The sequence below is a fragment of the Bacillus sp. MUM 116 genome (assembly GCF_001866655.1).
Lineage (GTDB): Bacteria > Bacillota > Bacilli > Bacillales > Cytobacillaceae > Neobacillus.
In genome coordinates, this window is record NZ_MLYR01000092.1 from 18011 (window position 1) to 35334 (window position 17324).

Genomic DNA, 17324 nt, shown 5'->3' on the forward strand with positions numbered 1-17324 from the left:
ACCTATTGCTTTTTTTTGAAATAAGTGCAGGTCAAAATCCCATACAAGCTTGATATTCACTTATAATGTTGTCGATAATTGTTTTAACTTGGAGGATTTCTTTGATTTCATGTACTCTTGCTCCAGCAAAAACAAGACCATTCTCACAATCTCCATTCATAGATGTTATTAAAGAATCTAGCGTACAAAAACGATAGGAACAATTTTTCAGGCAATCAACGCATTTTTTAATTTTCACCTTTTTATCTTCAGAAATAAGTTCAGTGAATTTGTTCTTAATTGCACGACCCTGGAGCCCAACAGTTGTTTTTACCAAAATGGTATCTTCTTGCTGAGCATGTACATATTTTTTTTTGAATGCTAATGGAGCATCACACTCTTCACTAGCAACGAACCTAGTTCCCATCTGTACCCCAGACGCCCCCAAATGTATAGCTCTCGCAAGATCTTCCCCAGTCATAATTCCTCCAGCAGCAATAACCGGAATCTTAACGGCCGCAACTACTTCAGGTAATATATCAAACAAAGGTCTTTCTGTACCAAGGTGTCCTCCGGCTTCATGACCTTCTACAACAACTGCAGAAGCACCAAGACGTTCTGACAACTTGGCAAGCTTTGCGGAGGACACAATGGAGATGACAGGTATGCCGGATTCCTTGCCCCAAGCATACATATCTCTTGAAATTCCTGCACCTGATATGATGAAATCAACCTTTTCATCAATGGCTGCTTTCATTTTTTCAGCAAAGTCATTCATAGCAAAAAGAACGTTTACCCCAATATAGCCGGAATCAATACTTCGAACCCTTGCCTTCCTTATATGTGACCTCATTTCATCGACGGAAATTCCTGTTCCTGATATGACTCCAATTCCCCCAGCGTTCGCAACAGCAGATGCGAGCCCACTTAATGAAATTCCTACACCCATACCACCTTGCATGATTGGAACCTTTGGCAACATATGACCTATTTTCAATTGTGGAAAGTTCAAAAAAAGACCCCATTTCATTTTCGTTTATTAAGTGACCTTAATATCGTTCAATTGTAACAATAGGGTTTCGAAAGAACTGTGAGTTAATTAATAGCTACCACTAAAAGTTAAAAATAATATTCCTTTAGACACAAAATGTTCAAATTTATAACCTTTAATCACCATTTTCAAAACTTGACTTTCCTATGGACTGCTTTCCTAGAAGTGGGATCCTTAAATTTGACTGTGTTTTTTTACTTTTTTTAGATTGCAAGGGAGATGAAGACGCCATTGATAGCGAATGGCAGTCATTCTTAGTGTCATTGTAGAGATTTAAGTTAAAAAAGCTAATCCAGAGTGATTGGCTTTTTTAACTTTTGTAGCACAGTTTCAGTTTATATATATCCAAATATTACTATCAATTGATAATCAGGCAAAAGATGTTGCTTAAATATTTGGTGTTATTGGAATTGTGTTTCTATAAAGCGATGTATCCAAATTAATTTGCTTTATGGGTAAACGGAACAATAGATAAATTATCTGCTTTATTTCTAAAAACAATTAACAGTTTCATCAGTGCAAACTAAGAATAGGACAAAATAGTTATTTTAATTTTCTGAATAATAAATTACAATATTGGTAGATTATAGAAAAGGTGGCGATGCTATTTGAAAGCGCTTAAATCAATTCTTATTTGGGGAGTGATTGCAGCCCTAGGCGCGGCAGGATTTGCTGTAATGGCCTTAAACAGCGGCGAGACTATAAACGCTGTTTGGCTTTTAACAGCTTCAGTCTTCGTCTATGCAATTTCTTATCGATTTTATAGTCGGTTTATTGCCAATAAGGTATTCCAACTAGATGATAAGCGCAAAACACCTGCAGAAATCAATAGCGACGGAAAAGATTATGTTCCAACCAACAAATGGGTTCTGTTTGGACACCATTTTGCAGCCATTGCCGGTGCGGGACCATTGGTGGGACCGATTCTTGCAGCACAAATGGGGTATTTGCCGGGGACCATTTGGATAGTTGTGGGTGTAGTTCTCGCGGGTGCAGTCCAAGATTTCATTATTCTTTTTGGATCGATGCGCCGAAATGGAAAGTCACTCGGTGAAATGATTAAAGACGAAATGGGCCGCGTAACTGGTCTAATCTCGATGATCGGTATTTTAGGAATTATGATCATCTTATTAGCTGTATTAGCCTTGGTGGTAGTAAAAGCGCTGACAGGCAGTCCGTGGGGAATGTTCACCATTGCCGCAACGATCCCAATAGCCATTTTTATGGGGATTTATATGCGCTTTATTCGTCCAGGTCGTGTAGGTGAAGCATCTTTAATTGGAATTGTATTATTACTCCTTTCACTTTACTTCGGCCAAACAGTTGCAGAAACCCCTGAATTGGCTAAGATGTTTACTTTTAAAGGTGAGACAATTGCAATCATGATGATTATCTATGGGTTTATTGCGTCGGTCCTACCAGTATGGCTTCTTTTAGCACCACGCGATTATTTAAGTACGTTTTTAAAAGTAGGTACGATCCTTGCTCTTGCGTTAGGAATCGTCATCGTAGCACCAAATCTTGAAATGCCAGGCTTAACGAAATTTATTGATGGAACAGGTCCAGTCTTCGCCGGAAATCTTTTCCCATTCTTATTTATTACGATTGCTTGCGGTTCTGTATCAGGGTTCCATGCCTTGGTATCCTCAGGCACGACACCCAAAATGATTGAGAGGGAATCACACGCACGGCCAATTGGATATGGAGCCATGCTGACCGAATCATTTGTTGCCATCATGGCCATGATTGCTGCATGCGTGTTGACTCCAGGAGTTTACTTTGCGATTAACAGTCCGCCTGCTCTGATCGGAACGGATGTTGTCCAAGCAGCGAATACCGTCACAAGCTGGGGTTTTACAATTACTCCGGATGTTTTACAAACACTTGCCAAAGATGTGGGTGAGCAAACGATTCTATCCAGAACGGGCGGTGCCCCAACCCTTGCGATTGGGATGGCGGTCATTTTTTCAAAAATCATTGGCGGGAAGGCCTTGATGGCCTTTTGGTATCATTTTGCCATCCTGTTCGAAGCTTTGTTCATCTTAACTACCATTGATGCTGGCACGCGTGTGGGGCGTTTTATGATTCAAGATTTACTCGGTACAGTTTATAAGCCTTTTGCGAAAACAGAGGCGATCATACCAAATATTATTGCAACAGCCTTATGCGTGGTCTTTTGGGGGTACTTTTTATATCAGGGTGTTATTGACCCATTAGGTGGAATTAATACGTTATGGCCGCTTTTTGGAATCGCCAATCAAATGTTAGCTGGAATTGCGTTACTTCTTGGGACAACAGTTCTTTATAAAATGGGCAAAAAAGCCTATGTATGGGTAACCCTATTACCCACAACATGGTTACTTATTGTCACGTTAACAGCTGGCTGGCAAAAATTATTCCATGACAATCCGAAAATCGGATTCATGGCTCATGCAGATATTTTTAGTGAAGCCAATGCTAACGGAAAGATCCTTGCTCCTGCTAAAACAGCAGCACAAATGAAACAAGTCATCATCAACGATTATGTGGATGCAGCCCTAACAGCTATTTTCATGATTGTGGTCATTGTTGTTTTGATCTCTGCACTTCGTATCTGGTTTAAAGTTCTAACCAATCACAAATTGCCGTTGCACGAATCGCCGTATGTAGGACGTGATAAAGGGGATTTTACAAATTATGCTTAAAAAATTAAGGGAACTGCGCGCCTTAAGGACACAATTTATCAGTTTGCTGGTCGGGGTTCCAAGCTATGAAACCTACGTTGACCATATGAAAACGCATCATCCTGATATGCCCGTTAATTCGCGGAAAGAGTTTTTCTGTGAGGCACAGGAAGCTCGATACAATGCCAAGGGCGGGAAGGTTTCAAGGTGCTGTTAAACACAATGTAAAAGGGAAACAATTGTTTCCCTTTTTGTTTTTTAGAAAGGAGCATTTCCTCTCTTCACAGATAATTTAGAAAATTTTATTCTTTTTGTCCAATGGGGAAAAGGACTCATGAACACTTAGAAAATTATGGTTAAAATGGACTTAATTACAAATAAGGGAGTTGGCTTTTCTGAGATTTAAAAAGTTGATGCTTGGTATATCCTCTGCAATCATTTTGGGTTTTGGTCCATTTGGCCATCCTAATCAAACCAAAGGAAGTGAAAATACAGTGATTCCCGGTGCATATTCTGTAAATGAAATCTATTTCGATGGAAAAGATCAAAATTGGCTCACAACAAAAAACCCCCAACAATTTGAACAAGCAACCTTATATGGAAATATTGGTCTAGCACCCTATACCTGGGGAAATCCCACAGAAGGTACAGGTTGGTATTATATGTATAAGCCAGCACCTATAAAAGGCACGCAGGTGACCGGAGTTTTTGATGATGCCCGGTTTGTCATTCGGGTTCCAGAGAATTGGAACGGAAAACTTGTGGTATCCGGAATTCCAGCTACTCGAAACGAAACCTCTACAGACCTTTTATTCAGCGACTTTGTCCTAGAAAAAGGGTATGCTTTTGCTGCCATTGATAAGGGTACGCAGGGTGAAGACGTTCCTGGTGACCCATTGGGGAAAGTGAAAAATGCCTTAGTAAATGAAGACGATAGTGTGGCTGAATGGAACATGCGTTTCCGCCAATTGACAAAAGCGGCTCAAACCTATTTAATCGAGCATTTCGGGGACCAGCTCATTCAGCCTTCCGACTCCTCTAATCCTGCAACCTATTTAATTTCAAAAGACCACAGGGTACCTACATATGCGATGGGGATTTCAAATGGGGGATATGTCGTCCGCTATGCACTCGAACATGATGGCCCTAAAAAAACCGGGGAACCACGCCTTTTTGATGGGGGAGTAGATTGGGAAGGGGTTCTCTGGACGGAAAAAACACCGAATTTGATCAGTTCCTTGACTACCATTGTGAACAATGCAACACAAGCGATTTACGGAACAGGAAAAGAGAAAGAAAAAGCGATAAAGGAAATGTATAAAGCAGGATTGCCAAAAGGATCAGAAAATTTATGGCCTTATCATGACCAGGTGTATTGGTTTGTAACGCTAAATATCTACCGTGATCATTTTGACCCCGAAGCACCTGGACGGATTCAATGGCCAAACTACCTAAATTTTATCAATGGAATAAGGGACCGTTCCTATGATTCTATTTTTGAAGATTATAAATATGAAACAAGACCGAAAGCGGTAAAAGACAAAATCAAAGCCATTTCAAATACGGGTGATATTGATGCACCATTGATCAGTATCTCTGGTTCGAATGATTCGCTGATTTTTCCAGAAATCCATGCGTATGGTTATGACAAACTTGTTAAACAAGCTGGAAAACAAGATCTGCATCGCCAATACATGATTGAAAAAGGGAATCATGTAGACAGTCTTGTTTGGAACGCTGTAACTGATCCCAATAAGGAACTCCAACCTCTACTGCCTTATGCTCATCAAGCCTTTAATTTATTAATTGACTGGGTGGAAAGGAAAAGCGCTCCACCAGAAAGCAAAACCATTCATACACCAAAGAATCCTGTTAAGGTTATTGATTTAAAGTCAGGGGAAGAAATCAATCCGCGATAAGGAAGAAAAGGCATTGAACGATTCAATGCCTTTTTCCCGTTTTAAGAGTTATGAGGACAAATTACTTCAGTACTTTAGTCATTCTATAAACCCCCTAAGTCACATACCTATGAACTATCCAAAATAATTCATTAAGAAGCGATCAGCCTTTTCTTGGTGGATAAGAAATTATATAATTTCGTCTTTGAGAATTGTCCAGTTCCAGTGTCTAGCCCCTCGAGGGAAAAAATGAACTGCTTTTTTCCTAGGTTGCTTCGGTCCTGGCGATGAAGTCAAAGAACGACTTCACCGCCAGGACCTCCAGCACTTGTCGGGGCTGATCAAGGCGCTTGCGCTTTTCTTGATGATCTCTGAAATGTTAAGGGATGAAGGGGGAAGTAAATTCATGTTTAGTAGGAAAACAAAGGAGATAAACAGTGAATTCGAATCAATTTCCAGCTTGGAAGAAATTTCGATTGGTGGTTTTAAACAGACCATCCTAATTAGGGGAGAAAATATAAAGAATCCTTTAATGCTGTTTTTGCACGGAGGGCCTGGAACTGCCCAAATTGGCTTTGCTGCTAAATTTCAACGTGATTTAGAAAAGAATTTTACTGTCGTCAACTGGGATCAAAGAGGGGCAGGTTTATCCTATTCCATGGATTTAAAAAAAGAAGACCTTACAATTGAAAAAATGGTCGACGATACAATTGAATTAATTCAATATCTGTTAAGACGCATTGATCAACCCAAATTGTTTTTAGTCGGTCATTCTTGGGGCTCGGTGCTTGGGGTGTTAGCGTCCAAAAAAGCACCGGAATATATTTATGGATACATAGGGATTGGTCAGGTCGTCAATATGAGGGAAGGGGAAAAAATCTCTTATGAATATACGATCAATAAAGCGAAAGATTTGAACCATAAGAAGGCACTAAAAAAATTAATGGAGATAGAGTTTAATCCATTTGATATGAAATACCTAGGGGCTCAAAGAAAGTGGCTTGTAAAGCTTGGAGGATCCTTCATTGGTGTAAAAATGTATGATCTTGTTTATTCAAATATTTTATTTAGATCAGAATACACCATGAAGGATTGGCTGACCTTAATAAAAGCGGGAAAGTTTTCTTTGGATTCATTATGGGAGCAGCTTATGGAAATTAATTTCATCGATACGGCCTCAAAACTGGAAATACCTGTTTATTTTATTGCGGGCAGACATGATTATCAAGTCCCATCACAATTAGCAGAAAAATACTTTGAGATTCTAGAATGTCCACATAAAGAATTGATCTGGTTTGAAAATTCAGGACACCTTTCAAATTACGAAGAAGTCGAAAATTTTAATGCCGAATGCTTAAAAATTAAGGAAAATACATTCAACTTAGCTAATTAAAATGAAAAAAAAAAGCAAACTAATATGGATGGATGCTATTAGTGGAAAAATGTTAGATTTACTTGCATCCCTGGTGAAACACAAAATTAATCTATAAGGAAGGTGAAAAAATTGTCTACAAAAAAGAATAAGGAATTAAGGAATAATCATGCACTGCCCAAGACGGATGTGGAATTTGCAAACAATGGAATCGAAAAAGTAGCTTTAAAATCAATGGAAAAACAAGGGAAAAACAAGTAAACTGAGGGGGCAGTAAACCTGTTCCTCAAAAAGATACCGTCAGAAGGCGGTATTTTTATTTTTACTACAAGTTAGAACTTGACGAGAAATAAACTTTTCGTTAATCTTAATATCCCATGTTTCCAAAATTGCACAGAGAGGAGACGAGATTACAGAATGAGTACGAAAGATCAAGTGTCTGTCCGGGACCACAAAGATTATCAAGAAGAAGTGGAACGCTTAGAGTTTACTAAGGAATACATACGAACCGTTTTAGAGATTTCGAAAGGAAATAAAGAATTTTTTGTTGAAAATATGAAACAAGCATTTGTCGAGCTCGACTCAAAAGAAAGCAGTGCAAGTTACACGGACCTGCTTGCCAATGCAAGGTTTCTAGAAGTAGCTCAAAGTGAACTAAAAAGGTTAGAAAGCGTGATTGGCAAGCCCTATTTTTCAAGGATTGATTTTACAAGCAAAAGTACAAATATGGAAGAAATTTTATACATCGGCAAGGTATCATTATTTGACCGCGTAACCCAACAGCCGATTATCGTGGATTGGCGGTCGCCAATTGCGAACGTATATTATGACGGCCGGCTGGGAGATGTATCGTATGAAGCATATGGGGAGATCCAAACCGGATACTTGTCATTAAAAAGGCAGTATGAAATTATCGATGGATTATTAAAAGAAATCAGGGACATCGATTTGACCACACACGACGAATTGTTGCAGAAATCATTGTCGGGCAAAGCAGACAATCGCTTAACCGAAATCGTTGCGACCATACAAAATGAGCAAAATGAAGTAATCCGTGCATCACTCAAGCACCCTATTATCGTACAAGGGGCTGCGGGAAGCGGGAAAACAACCATCGCACTCCATAGAATATCCTACTTTCTCTATTCCTTAGGGCTTAGATTTCCTCCAGAAAAACTCATGATTCTTGCGCCGAACCGCCTATTTATCGATTATATCTCAGCTGTCTTACCGGAATTAGGGGTAAATAAAATTAATCAAACCACCTTTATTGATTTTATGAAAGCGTCCTTGGGGCGAAAAATAAAACTGTTATCTCCGAATATTAAGCTGATGAAACTTCTTGAAGGAACGGGGAAAAACAAGACAATCCAATGGATGTCCAGCTATAAGGGTTCACTCGCCTTTAAGGAATTAATCGACAATTTCTTGAAGGAATTGGAATTAAGTCTTGCCCCTAGTGAGGATTTTATCGTTGAAAAATCGATTCTTCTGAAAGGTCAAAATCTCAAAAGAATATTCTTAAAAGAATATACCTACCTGCCAATCTATAAAAGACTTAGCAAAATAAAATCCCTATTGGAAAATGATTTAAAAATGAAGAAAGTGATTATCCTAACAAAAATCAATATAAAATATGATGATGCGTTAGATAGGGCGCTGTATAGCAGGAGAATCGATTCAGAAAAAAGAAAGCAAAAAGTAATCGATCTCATGGACATGAAAAAACAAAGAATCGCTCAGGTGGAGAAGGAATCGAAGACAGCGGTAAAAAAATATATGGAAGCGTTTGTGATGAAAGATTTTTTTACCTTGTACAAAGAATTGATGTCATCACCAGATACTCTTAAAAAGCATTCAAACACTCTGTCAGATCAAGAATGTAAGGTTTTAAGTCAATTTTGTCTACGGATTTTTGATAAAGATGCATATGAACTCGAGGACTTAGCTCCCTTATTTTATATGAAGGCCAAATTGGAGGGCATCGATGAGAAATATAAAATGCGCAGCATCTTTATTGATGAAGCCCAGGATTACAGCAATTTTCAATTTGCATCCTTAAAAGAAGGCTTTGAAACGGACTTGTTTACCATCGTTGGGGATTTAGCACAGGGTATTCATTCTTATCGCGGTTTGAATAGTTGGGCACCTGTTTTGAAAGAAATCTTCCCAAATGCAAATTATCAAGCCTTGCAAAAAAGTTACCGTACCACCGTCGAAATCATGAATTTGGCTAATGATATCTTAAAGATGATTGACCAAGACCTGCCAAAGGTAGAACCTGTTATTCGACATGGGCAAAAACCCATGTTTAAAATGATTGAACCTTCCAATATAGAACAGGTTAGGCTTCAGCTGGAACAAGATATTGTCGCTCTTAAAGAAGAAGAACTAAATTCTATTGCCATCATTGGTCGAACCGATAGGGAATGTCAAAGAATCCATCAGATATTTGAAAAAAGTCATCTTCCGATTCAACTATTGGAGGAAAAAGAAGATATGAAGAAGCGGCATGTGGTCATTGTACCTTCCTATTTATCGAAAGGGTTGGAGTTTGATGCTGTGTTGATTGTATGTTTGGGGGAACCCTACGCCAAAGTAGACCTGGACATCAAATTGTTATACGTGGCGATGACAAGACCGATGCATCGGTTGTATTTATACGGAAGGGAACAATCAGATTTTTTATTAAATCAAGCATCCCAATTACATTTGGAAAATGTAGAAGTGATGAAAGGAGCAATTGGCCTTGAATGAAAAAAGGAAGCTGGAGAAAAGGTGGTAGATTATAAAAGAGATGGAATAGTATGAGGGTCGGAACCGGGTCAACTGTCTTTTATACCATTTCTAAACTTTGCAAAAGTACGAGTTAAATATTTTTGACACAAAGGAAAAGACCTGGTATTACTCCTCTGAAGCACAAATAAATTTTCAACCTGAGGAAAAGCTATTGGTAATACTTGCTGACCATAAAACGAAATATCCAACTGAGGAATAATGTATTAAGTCGCTAATTGAATTTACTTTCAATTAGCTTTTTTTATCTCATTAACTGGACTTTAAATTTCTCCTTCCAGAAGTTTTATTGGAATGATTAAAGGATAATTTGTATTTTATAGGTAATGGTAATAGTGTTAGAAATAAATCCTTTGAAAGGATGTCTTTATGGAGAAAAAACTGTTAAATTTACTTACTGGATTGTGCATCGTTTCCTTACCTTTTTTATTTAAAGGGTCAAAAATGAGAGAAAATCTCGTTATTTTTTTCGCTAAAGGTGTTCTTGCTACTCTTGTTGATGCTTATGTAGTCGGAACGAAAAGACTTGAATATCCAGTTCGCCCTTTTTCAAAAACTTTCAAAACGAACATTATCTATGACATGTTGTTTTTTCCTATTTTAAGTGTAATTTGGGTAAAAATTTCCTATAATGATAAAATTGGAATAATTCTATTGAAAAGTTTAATATTTAGTGTCCCGATGAGTATCGGTCAATGGTACTTTGAAAAAACGTCTAGGCTATTTAAATGGAAAAAATGGACTCCATTTCACACTTTTACAAGTGTAAATTTTACTTTATTTACGATTAGAGGGTTTGTGGGTTTATTAAAAAATTTAGATAAAATGAAAGATAATCAAAATATAACCGAATCATCAAGATAATTCATAATATTATCTGTCTAGGATTAAGTTTATTAGGAAAGATTTATATTTTAAAGTAAGAAAAAACTTGATTGAAATAAATCAAGTTTTTTACATTCTAATTTGGGAATGAAAAAAGAAGCGTCTTGTTGACGCTTCATAAAAGATTGAAAAATGGTGTAAAATTGGACTACATTATTATATGAGAATAATTTAGAAAGATGATGGACATACACGGAATTTATTAAGAATTTCAAAATATATTGATTAGAAATTTGCATTCATTACGTTTGATTTGATTTCCCTATACATTTCTTCATTACCTATAGCTATTTTCGGATATTACCGGTGTGTCCAATTGCACTACTCAAGTGTTTTCCGACAAATTAATGATGTTTTATATGTCGCTATTAAGTGCTGGCGGTATTGGAAATTATGCTACTTCTGCAGCAGCGATCCAGCGATCCGATCTTGCTTTTAAGTATGAATATCTATCTACTGTGGTTGCACAATATGCCAAAAGCGGTCCAGAAATCATGATAAAAAATAATTGGCTTGAACAACCACCGGGAATAGTGGGTAAAGAAAATTTAGCCAAGAACAAAAATGGTTGAATCAAGCTTGTTTTGAATTTTTAAATAACAGTCGACATTGAAAACGAGCCCCCATTTTGGAGGCTCGTTTACATAGGTGTTTAAGTCTTACTTTTCTTTCACAGCAAGTCCGATCATCATCACTATTAGCGTCAGCAACTGAATCATAACCTCTAGGTTAATCTTCATTCGCCCTCCCAACCTAAGTGAATTTTCTTTCCTCCGGTCTCACTAAGAAGAAGTAAGCTTACGTTTCCCTAAAATAAAGATATTCGGTTAAAGAACAATTATGACGGTAAAATTCAGATTTTCGCGTTTTCTAATCGAGACCTGTTTGACTCTTACCAGAAACATGGCCATGAATATACGTAACCAATATCGAATTAGGACCCGCACTTGCTGCATAGGTATAAACTTCCATTACCTTTTTTCCCGATTGTCCTTGCGTTTGGCTCGTAGGTTTCCCAACAATTTTTTCAACTTCCGCTTTAGTCATTCCGCCTTGGCCAGTCTTGGAATTTCCAACGCGAATTTTATCGTACTCTGCTTTACCTGGTTGAGAGGAAGCCTGTTGTTGCGGAGCATTTTTTTCATTAAGTATATTAGGAATTCCCCTGACTACACCTACGATGATAAAAATTAGTACAAAAGCACCGACTAAAAGCATGACGAACTTAAAAAGTTTTCCCATTTTGATTCTCCTATCACGTACATCGTCTTAAAACTAACCAACATTATATTAACAGACAACCTGTTTAAAACAAAAGAATGAGTTCATATCTTGATCAAACATTTTGTTACATTAGTATATGTACATACTTTTTATTTCAATAGTGCTAAAAAGTATACTATGGGATATAATGACATTGAGGTGATCTTTAATGTCACGAATGCAGGATAAGATGTTTAATTGTGAAAAGGAATTAACCCTGTCCGTCATCGGCGGGAAATGGAAGATGCTTATTTTGTGGCATTTGGGCAGAGAAGGAACAAAGCGATTTGGTGAATTGAAGGCTTTGATGCCGGGAATCACGCAAAGGATGCTTGTGAACCAATTACGCGAACTAGAGGAAGATTTAATTGTAAACCGTGAAGTCTATCCAGTTGTTCCGCCAAAAGTGGAATATTCTCTCACCGAACATGGTAGAAGCTTGATGCCGATTCTAGAGTCAATGTATCAATGGGGGAAAAATTATATGGAAACAGTCGGATTGAATTTTTCGGAAAGAAATGAGTCAATTAAGTAAAACCATCTGCCATATTGACCAAAACAGAAAAGCAACATATGATTCAAAGAGGTAATGTGAATTTCGCATAACCTCTTTTTTATTTGTAGCTAAAATTCTTATAGTATACTTTTTGTTACTATGTTACTTTTACATTACTATGTATATGAAAAATGCGTACTTGTTCCAATTTATTTTTTCGCTAATAATAGGTTTAATGACTATAGAACAATGAGGAAGAGGGGATTGTATGAAAGTAAGAGTTTCAGCCGTTCAATATCATCTCCACACGATTCATTCTTTTGAAGAGTTTGCTAATCAAGTGGAGCATCATATCAAAACCGCAGAGGAATTTGGATCGGATTTTATCCTATTCCCTGAATTTTTCACCACTCAGCTAATGTCGATCGGCAACGATAAAGGGGAAGCATTAACCATCCAAGAATTACCCGACTATACGGAACAATATCGTTCCTTTTTTATAAATTTAGCTAAACAATACAAGATGCATATTATTGGCGGCACACATGTCATCCGCAAAGGGGATCGTATTTTCAACGTCGCCCACCTTTTTTATCCAGATGGACGGGTTGCCGAGCAGGCAAAGCTCCATATTACGCCTACAGAAGTAAATGAGTGGAATATGAGTCCAGGGGAATCCTTTGAGATTTTTGAGACAGAAAAAGGAAAAATTGCGATGTTAACGTGCTATGACATTGAATTTCCGGAAATTGTTCGAATGGCAAAGGCAAAAGGTGCGGACGTCATTTTCTGTCCATCCTGCACCGACGACCGCCACGGTTTTCATCGGGTTCGTTACACAAGTCACGCTAGAGCCATTGAAAATCAAGTCTATGTCGTAACGACTGGCACGGTCGGTTCACTGCCAACCGTTGATTTCATGCGGGCAAATTTTGGGCAGGCTGCCGTCATCACACCGAATGACATACCATTCCCACCCCAAGGAATCGCAGTAGAAGGGGAAATGAATCAAGATATGATTGTCACGGCGGATCTTGATTTAGAGTTGTTATATCAAGTTCGTGAAAAGGGCTCTGTTACGACCTGGCGTGACAGGCGTACAGATCTTTACCCGGATTGGGAAACAAAATAGCTGATTCACAAATAGAATGGGGGTCCATCATGTATCGAAAAGAATTTTTTGTTTTCGACCAAGACAAACCTGTTCCAGTGGTGATCCGTAATTATGAAGAAAGCGACTTTCCTGGTTTAATTCGAATTCAACAGGAAAGCTTTCCTCCTCCATTTCCATCCGAATTATGGTGGAATGAAGAACAACTCAAAAACCATGTATCTCTTTTTCCACAAGGAGCTTTATGTATCGAAGTGGATGGGGAAATGGCCGGTTCAATGACCGGGTTAATCGTTGATTTTGATCCACAGCATCCAGAACACTCCTGGGAAGAGATAACCGATCATGGCTATATTCGTAATCATAACCCGAATGGAAATAGCTTATATGTTGTTGACATTGGGGTGCGGCCGTCCTATCGGAAATTAGGATTAGGCAAGTGGTTGATGTTTTCGATGTATGACGTGGTGGTTCATTTGCGGTTGGAAAGATTGCTAGGGGGAGGCAGGATGCCAGGATATTATAAAAAAGCAAGTGAACTGTCACCAGAACAATATCTTGATGCTGTTGTCAAGGGCGAGCTGAAGGATCCAGTCATCGCGTTCCTCCTTCGTTGCGGCCGTACACCAGTTAAAGTAGTAGCTGATTATTTAGAAGATGAAGAATCGTGTAATTATGGAACACTAATGGAATGGAAAAATCCATTTATCAGTTCAGTATAAAAGGAGATTCATAAATGGAATATAGCAGAATTACGAATATCAAAGATCCGTTATTTAAACAAATGCATCAATTGATGCAAGAAGTTTTCCCTCCAGAAGAAGTATTAGAATTTGATCTTTGGAAAGAACCTTTAGAAGATCCGGGGATCCGTGTGTTTGTTGCGGTTCATGAAGGAAAAGTAGTCGGGGCGACCGAGTACCGTTACTATGAGGATTTCAATGTCGCGATGACGGATTTTACCATTATTGGCCATGCCGGCTTGGGGATCGGTCCATTTTTAGCGAATAATAGATTGGAAGATTTGCGTGAATTAGCAGCGGCCAATGGCAAGCAATTAACGGGGATGTTTGCTGAAATCTATGATCCATATCGGGTGGAGCATTATGAGTTTGGCGGAGTGAAGCCGATGGATCCTTATGTTCGCCGGGAAGTGTTGTCCCACCTTGGCTACAAACGTCTTGATTTCCCCTATGTTCATCCGTCCTGGAACAATGATGGCGAAGCTGTAACTGGGCTTGACCTTTGCTTTCTCCCAATGAATGGGGAAATTAACGAGCTAGAAATAGATATAATTGTGAAATTTTTGAAGCGGTATTATACGGTATTACCGAATAAACCTGAGTCGTGGTATGCGATGATTGAGGACTTGGAAGCAAAAGAAAAAGTGGGATTATTATATTTTTAATGATTAAGAACACGAATAAGCTTGTCGATGTAACCAAAGAAAGGGTTAGTCGACAAGCTTGTTTTCATTCAGATTTTATGTTTCATTCAGTGATTTAATATCAAAAGTACAGTTTGTCTCATTTCCACCATTTCCACCATTTCCACCATTTCTTTTGCTGTGCAGCTGCAATTTGCATTCTGGTTTCTTCCTCCATCATTTTACCTTGTTCTGCCACTAGTTGCTCAGTACGTTCTATATACTTTACTATTTGATTTATCTTCTCTTCCAGACAAGCTTCCCGTACGGCTTTCTCCTTCAAAAGTTTGATTAAATCTAAATTTATTTGCTCCAAATGTTCGATACGTTCCAACAGATCATTTAGGTTTTGATCCTGCTGATCATGCCTGTTATTAGGTGTCTCTGCTGGTCCTTGTCCGATGTCCAATTTATTTTCTTCTGAGATCCATGTCAGTTCCTCCCCAACGGAATTTTCCAATTGCTCGTTATGGTTACACTCCTGTTCATTATGCTGTTCATTTGATATATGCACCGGTTCTGATAAGGAATCCGCATTATTTTCTTCAGAAACTCCCGCCATCACTTCTTCAATGGACCGTTCCAAAGTCATTCCTTCCTGCTTACTAAATTCAATTAATTTCCTCAGTATATTCACATCTTTATCATAAAAGCTTCTATGTCCCCTAGTATTACGATGAACGTGATACCCATGCTCTTCTAAGAGAGTGGCATACTTCCGTAAAGTACTGCTATTTATATCAAGTAATTTTTGTACATCTCTAGGTGAAAACATTTCACTCATAACCTTTCACCTCCGCTATACTAATTGAATTACCACATTGATCATGATTTTTAAAGTTTAAAATCGCTGTTTTAACGCATGCATTAGGAACAAAAGGTTGTAATCTCAACCATCAAGGGAAACCTTTTTAATTTATAGTATAACAAGAGAATTTTGATGAAATTGTCGAACTAGCGGATAGTAAACCATTTGTAAATAGATTGTTATCTGAATGAAAGAATCAAAATTACTTTTATATTGAAGTCCTGTACGGGGGGCAGTCTCCCAGTGTTGAAAGTGTTACCATAACCAGAAGACTGTCCCAATTTTCCAGGTAGCATAATATGTTAGTTAAATACGGTAAAGGTGGTATAATATGAAACATAAATACAGCAGAGGTGGCATAATATGATAGATAAACATGGACTGCAGCTTGTTCGATTAGACTTACCTTTTCGGTTAAATCATGTGAACTGCTTTTTGGCTGAGGGGAAAGATGGCTGGATTGTGATCGATACCGGTTTACATAATGAAAATACAGTCAAAAGATGGGAAGAAGAATTACAAGGAAAGAAAGTTTCTGATATTTTTATTACGCATTATCATCCGGATCACTTTGGTTATGCTGGCGGACTTCAAGAAAAAACAGGGGCACGTTTGTCAATGTCGAAAATTGATTCCGATCTTGGGTTAAATGCATGGGAAAATGAATTTATTGATAATTTAGCAGAAAACTATAAACTTTCAGGAATTCCGGAAAACTTTGCAAACCAAATGGTTGCAGATACCAGAACCTTCGTACCAAGAGTGAATCCATACCCGAATATTGACCATTATTTTGAAGAAGGCGAACATGTTCAGATTGGGAAATACCAGTATGAAGTGCTGTTTACTCCCGGACATTCAGATGGTCTCATTGTTTTTTATAACAAGGAGAAGAGTGTACTACTTTCAACAGACCATATACTTCCTAAAATTACACCAAATATATCGTATTGGTTTCATGGCAACCCAGATCCGTTAGCAACTTTTTTTGACTCGCTTGAAAAAATTAGAAAGCTAAATGTGGAAATAGTAATCCCATCTCATCGCGATCCGTTTATTGGAGCAAACAAGCGAATTGATGAAATTAGGAAACATCACGATGAACGTCTAGAAATAACGTTGGATTCGATAAGAGATGGTCGAACGGTTTATGAGGTTTTCCAAGTGCTTTTTCCAAAAATTAAAACGATCCATGAATTGCGATTTGCCATCGGTGAAACGATTGCCCACCTCGAATATTTACGGTTAAAAGGTGAGTGCAAAAGGGAAGTTGAAAATGGAGAATATATTTACTTTCTTTAATGATATAGAGATTCTGCAAACAAAGCCGGTTCTTCGTTATTTTGGTAATGATAGAACCAGTTTTTTTATATTACGTAAAAAGTGCCAGGCTCCATTCGGAAAATTGAATGGGGCTTGGCACTTTTCTTTTGCTAAGGATCTTTTCGTAAACTTTGTTGCTTTTGGACCTTAATAAGGGTCAAATACTTAAGTTTCTAGGCAATTTTCGCAAATATTCTTACGAAAAGATGCCACAAAGCATTTAGTTATACGGGTTGATGAACTTATACGAAAA

16 protein-coding genes are annotated in these 17324 nt (G+C 38.0%); 13 read left to right on the plus strand and 3 right to left on the minus strand.

Going from position 1 to position 17324, the window contains the following annotated elements:
- Positions 1–31: 31 nt before the first annotated feature.
- Complete coding sequence (locus BIV60_RS21585; RefSeq protein WP_177177366.1) at positions 32–1009, minus strand: NAD(P)H-dependent flavin oxidoreductase; 978 nt, start codon at positions 1007–1009, stop codon at positions 32–34.
- Positions 1010–1638: 629 nt separating this feature from the next.
- Here BIV60_RS21585 and BIV60_RS21590 point away from each other — a divergent pair.
- The 8 genes from BIV60_RS21590 to BIV60_RS21620 all read left to right on the plus strand — a co-directional run bounded on the left by BIV60_RS21590 (position 1639) and on the right by BIV60_RS21620 (position 11216).
- Complete coding sequence (locus BIV60_RS21590) at positions 1639–3714, plus strand: carbon starvation CstA family protein (RefSeq protein ID WP_071357791.1); 2076 nt, start codon at positions 1639–1641, stop codon at positions 3712–3714.
- Positions 3707–3910: a YbdD/YjiX family protein gene (locus BIV60_RS21595; protein WP_071357792.1), complete on the plus strand. Its 204-nt coding sequence runs from the start codon at positions 3707–3709 to the stop codon at positions 3908–3910. The genes BIV60_RS21590 and BIV60_RS21595 overlap by 8 nt, the downstream gene beginning before the upstream one ends.
- A gap of 196 nt (positions 3911–4106) precedes the next feature.
- Entirely contained in the window at positions 4107–5612 is a 1506-nt protein-coding gene (locus BIV60_RS21600) for an alpha/beta hydrolase (RefSeq protein WP_083402381.1), read from the plus strand.
- A gap of 385 nt (positions 5613–5997) precedes the next feature.
- Complete coding sequence (locus BIV60_RS21605) at positions 5998–6984, plus strand: alpha/beta fold hydrolase (RefSeq protein ID WP_071357793.1); 987 nt, start codon at positions 5998–6000, stop codon at positions 6982–6984.
- 111 nt (positions 6985–7095) lie between these two features.
- Positions 7096–7224 (plus strand): hypothetical protein, encoded by a 129-nt coding sequence (locus BIV60_RS30565; RefSeq protein ID WP_256218496.1) that lies wholly within the window; start codon positions 7096–7098, stop codon positions 7222–7224.
- A 156-nt stretch (positions 7225–7380) separates the two neighbouring features.
- Positions 7381–9720 (plus strand): RNA polymerase recycling motor HelD, encoded by a 2340-nt coding sequence (gene helD, locus BIV60_RS21610; RefSeq protein ID WP_071357794.1) that lies wholly within the window; start codon positions 7381–7383, stop codon positions 9718–9720.
- Between the two features lie 408 nt (positions 9721–10128).
- The gene (locus BIV60_RS21615) at positions 10129–10623 is read left to right on the plus strand and encodes a CBO0543 family protein (RefSeq protein WP_071357795.1); all 495 of its coding nucleotides are present in this window, start codon (positions 10129–10131) and stop codon (positions 10621–10623) included.
- 329 nt (positions 10624–10952) lie between these two features.
- A complete protein-coding gene (locus BIV60_RS21620; protein ID WP_371261576.1) occupies positions 10953–11216 on the plus strand; it encodes a DUF3231 family protein in 264 nt (87 codons plus the stop codon).
- Between the two features lie 298 nt (positions 11217–11514).
- Here BIV60_RS21620 and BIV60_RS21625 read toward each other — a convergent pair whose 3' ends face one another.
- Positions 11515–11886, minus strand: coding sequence for a hypothetical protein (locus BIV60_RS21625; RefSeq protein ID WP_071357797.1), 372 nt, complete (start codon positions 11884–11886; stop codon positions 11515–11517).
- A gap of 190 nt (positions 11887–12076) precedes the next feature.
- Between BIV60_RS21625 and hxlR the strand changes: the two genes are divergently transcribed.
- The 4 genes from hxlR (at position 12077) to BIV60_RS21645 (ending at position 14922) form a co-directional block, all read left to right on the plus strand.
- Positions 12077–12442 carry a transcriptional activator HxlR gene (gene hxlR / locus BIV60_RS21630; RefSeq protein ID WP_071357798.1) on the plus strand — a complete coding sequence of 122 codons (366 nt, stop codon included), beginning with the start codon at positions 12077–12079 and terminating at the stop codon, positions 12440–12442.
- A 229-nt stretch (positions 12443–12671) separates the two neighbouring features.
- Entirely contained in the window at positions 12672–13535 is an 864-nt protein-coding gene (locus tag BIV60_RS21635; RefSeq protein WP_071357799.1) for a carbon-nitrogen hydrolase family protein, read from the plus strand.
- Positions 13536–13564: 29 nt separating this feature from the next.
- Complete coding sequence (locus BIV60_RS21640) at positions 13565–14236, plus strand: GNAT family N-acetyltransferase (RefSeq protein ID WP_071357800.1); 672 nt, start codon at positions 13565–13567, stop codon at positions 14234–14236.
- Between the two features lie 14 nt (positions 14237–14250).
- Entirely contained in the window at positions 14251–14922 is a 672-nt protein-coding gene (locus BIV60_RS21645; protein WP_071357801.1) for a GNAT family N-acetyltransferase, read from the plus strand.
- Between the two features lie 118 nt (positions 14923–15040).
- Here the strand turns inward: BIV60_RS21645 and BIV60_RS21650 are convergent, their stop codons facing one another.
- Entirely contained in the window at positions 15041–15724 is a 684-nt protein-coding gene (locus BIV60_RS21650) for a MerR family transcriptional regulator (RefSeq protein ID WP_071357802.1), read from the minus strand.
- 387 nt (positions 15725–16111) lie between these two features.
- Between BIV60_RS21650 and BIV60_RS21655 the strand changes: the two genes are divergently transcribed.
- On the plus strand, positions 16112–17050 hold the full coding sequence (locus BIV60_RS21655) for an MBL fold metallo-hydrolase (protein WP_071357803.1): 939 nt from the start codon (positions 16112–16114) through the stop codon (positions 17048–17050).
- Positions 17051–17324: the final 274 nt, after the last annotated feature.

Coding starts and splice junctions, on each gene's coding strand:
- BIV60_RS21585 (WP_177177366.1), bottom strand. CDS start 1,009: ATGAAATGGGGTCTTTTTTTGAACTTTCCACAATTGAAAATAGGTCAT.
- BIV60_RS21595 (WP_071357792.1), top strand. CDS start 3,707: ATGCTTAAAAAATTAAGGGAACTGCGCGCCTTAAGGACACAATTTATC.
- BIV60_RS21600 (WP_083402381.1), top strand. CDS start 4,107: ATGCTTGGTATATCCTCTGCAATCATTTTGGGTTTTGGTCCATTTGGC.
- BIV60_RS21605 (WP_071357793.1), top strand. CDS start 5,998: ATGTTTAGTAGGAAAACAAAGGAGATAAACAGTGAATTCGAATCAATT.
- helD (WP_071357794.1), top strand. CDS start 7,381: ATGAGTACGAAAGATCAAGTGTCTGTCCGGGACCACAAAGATTATCAA.
- BIV60_RS21615 (WP_071357795.1), top strand. CDS start 10,129: ATGGAGAAAAAACTGTTAAATTTACTTACTGGATTGTGCATCGTTTCC.
- BIV60_RS21625 (WP_071357797.1), bottom strand. CDS start 11,886: ATGGGAAAACTTTTTAAGTTCGTCATGCTTTTAGTCGGTGCTTTTGTA.
- hxlR (WP_071357798.1), top strand. CDS start 12,077: ATGTCACGAATGCAGGATAAGATGTTTAATTGTGAAAAGGAATTAACC.
- BIV60_RS21635 (WP_071357799.1), top strand. CDS start 12,672: ATGAAAGTAAGAGTTTCAGCCGTTCAATATCATCTCCACACGATTCAT.
- BIV60_RS21640 (WP_071357800.1), top strand. CDS start 13,565: ATGTATCGAAAAGAATTTTTTGTTTTCGACCAAGACAAACCTGTTCCA.
- BIV60_RS21645 (WP_071357801.1), top strand. CDS start 14,251: ATGGAATATAGCAGAATTACGAATATCAAAGATCCGTTATTTAAACAA.
- BIV60_RS21650 (WP_071357802.1), bottom strand. CDS start 15,724: ATGAGTGAAATGTTTTCACCTAGAGATGTACAAAAATTACTTGATATA.
- BIV60_RS21655 (WP_071357803.1), top strand. CDS start 16,112: ATGATAGATAAACATGGACTGCAGCTTGTTCGATTAGACTTACCTTTT.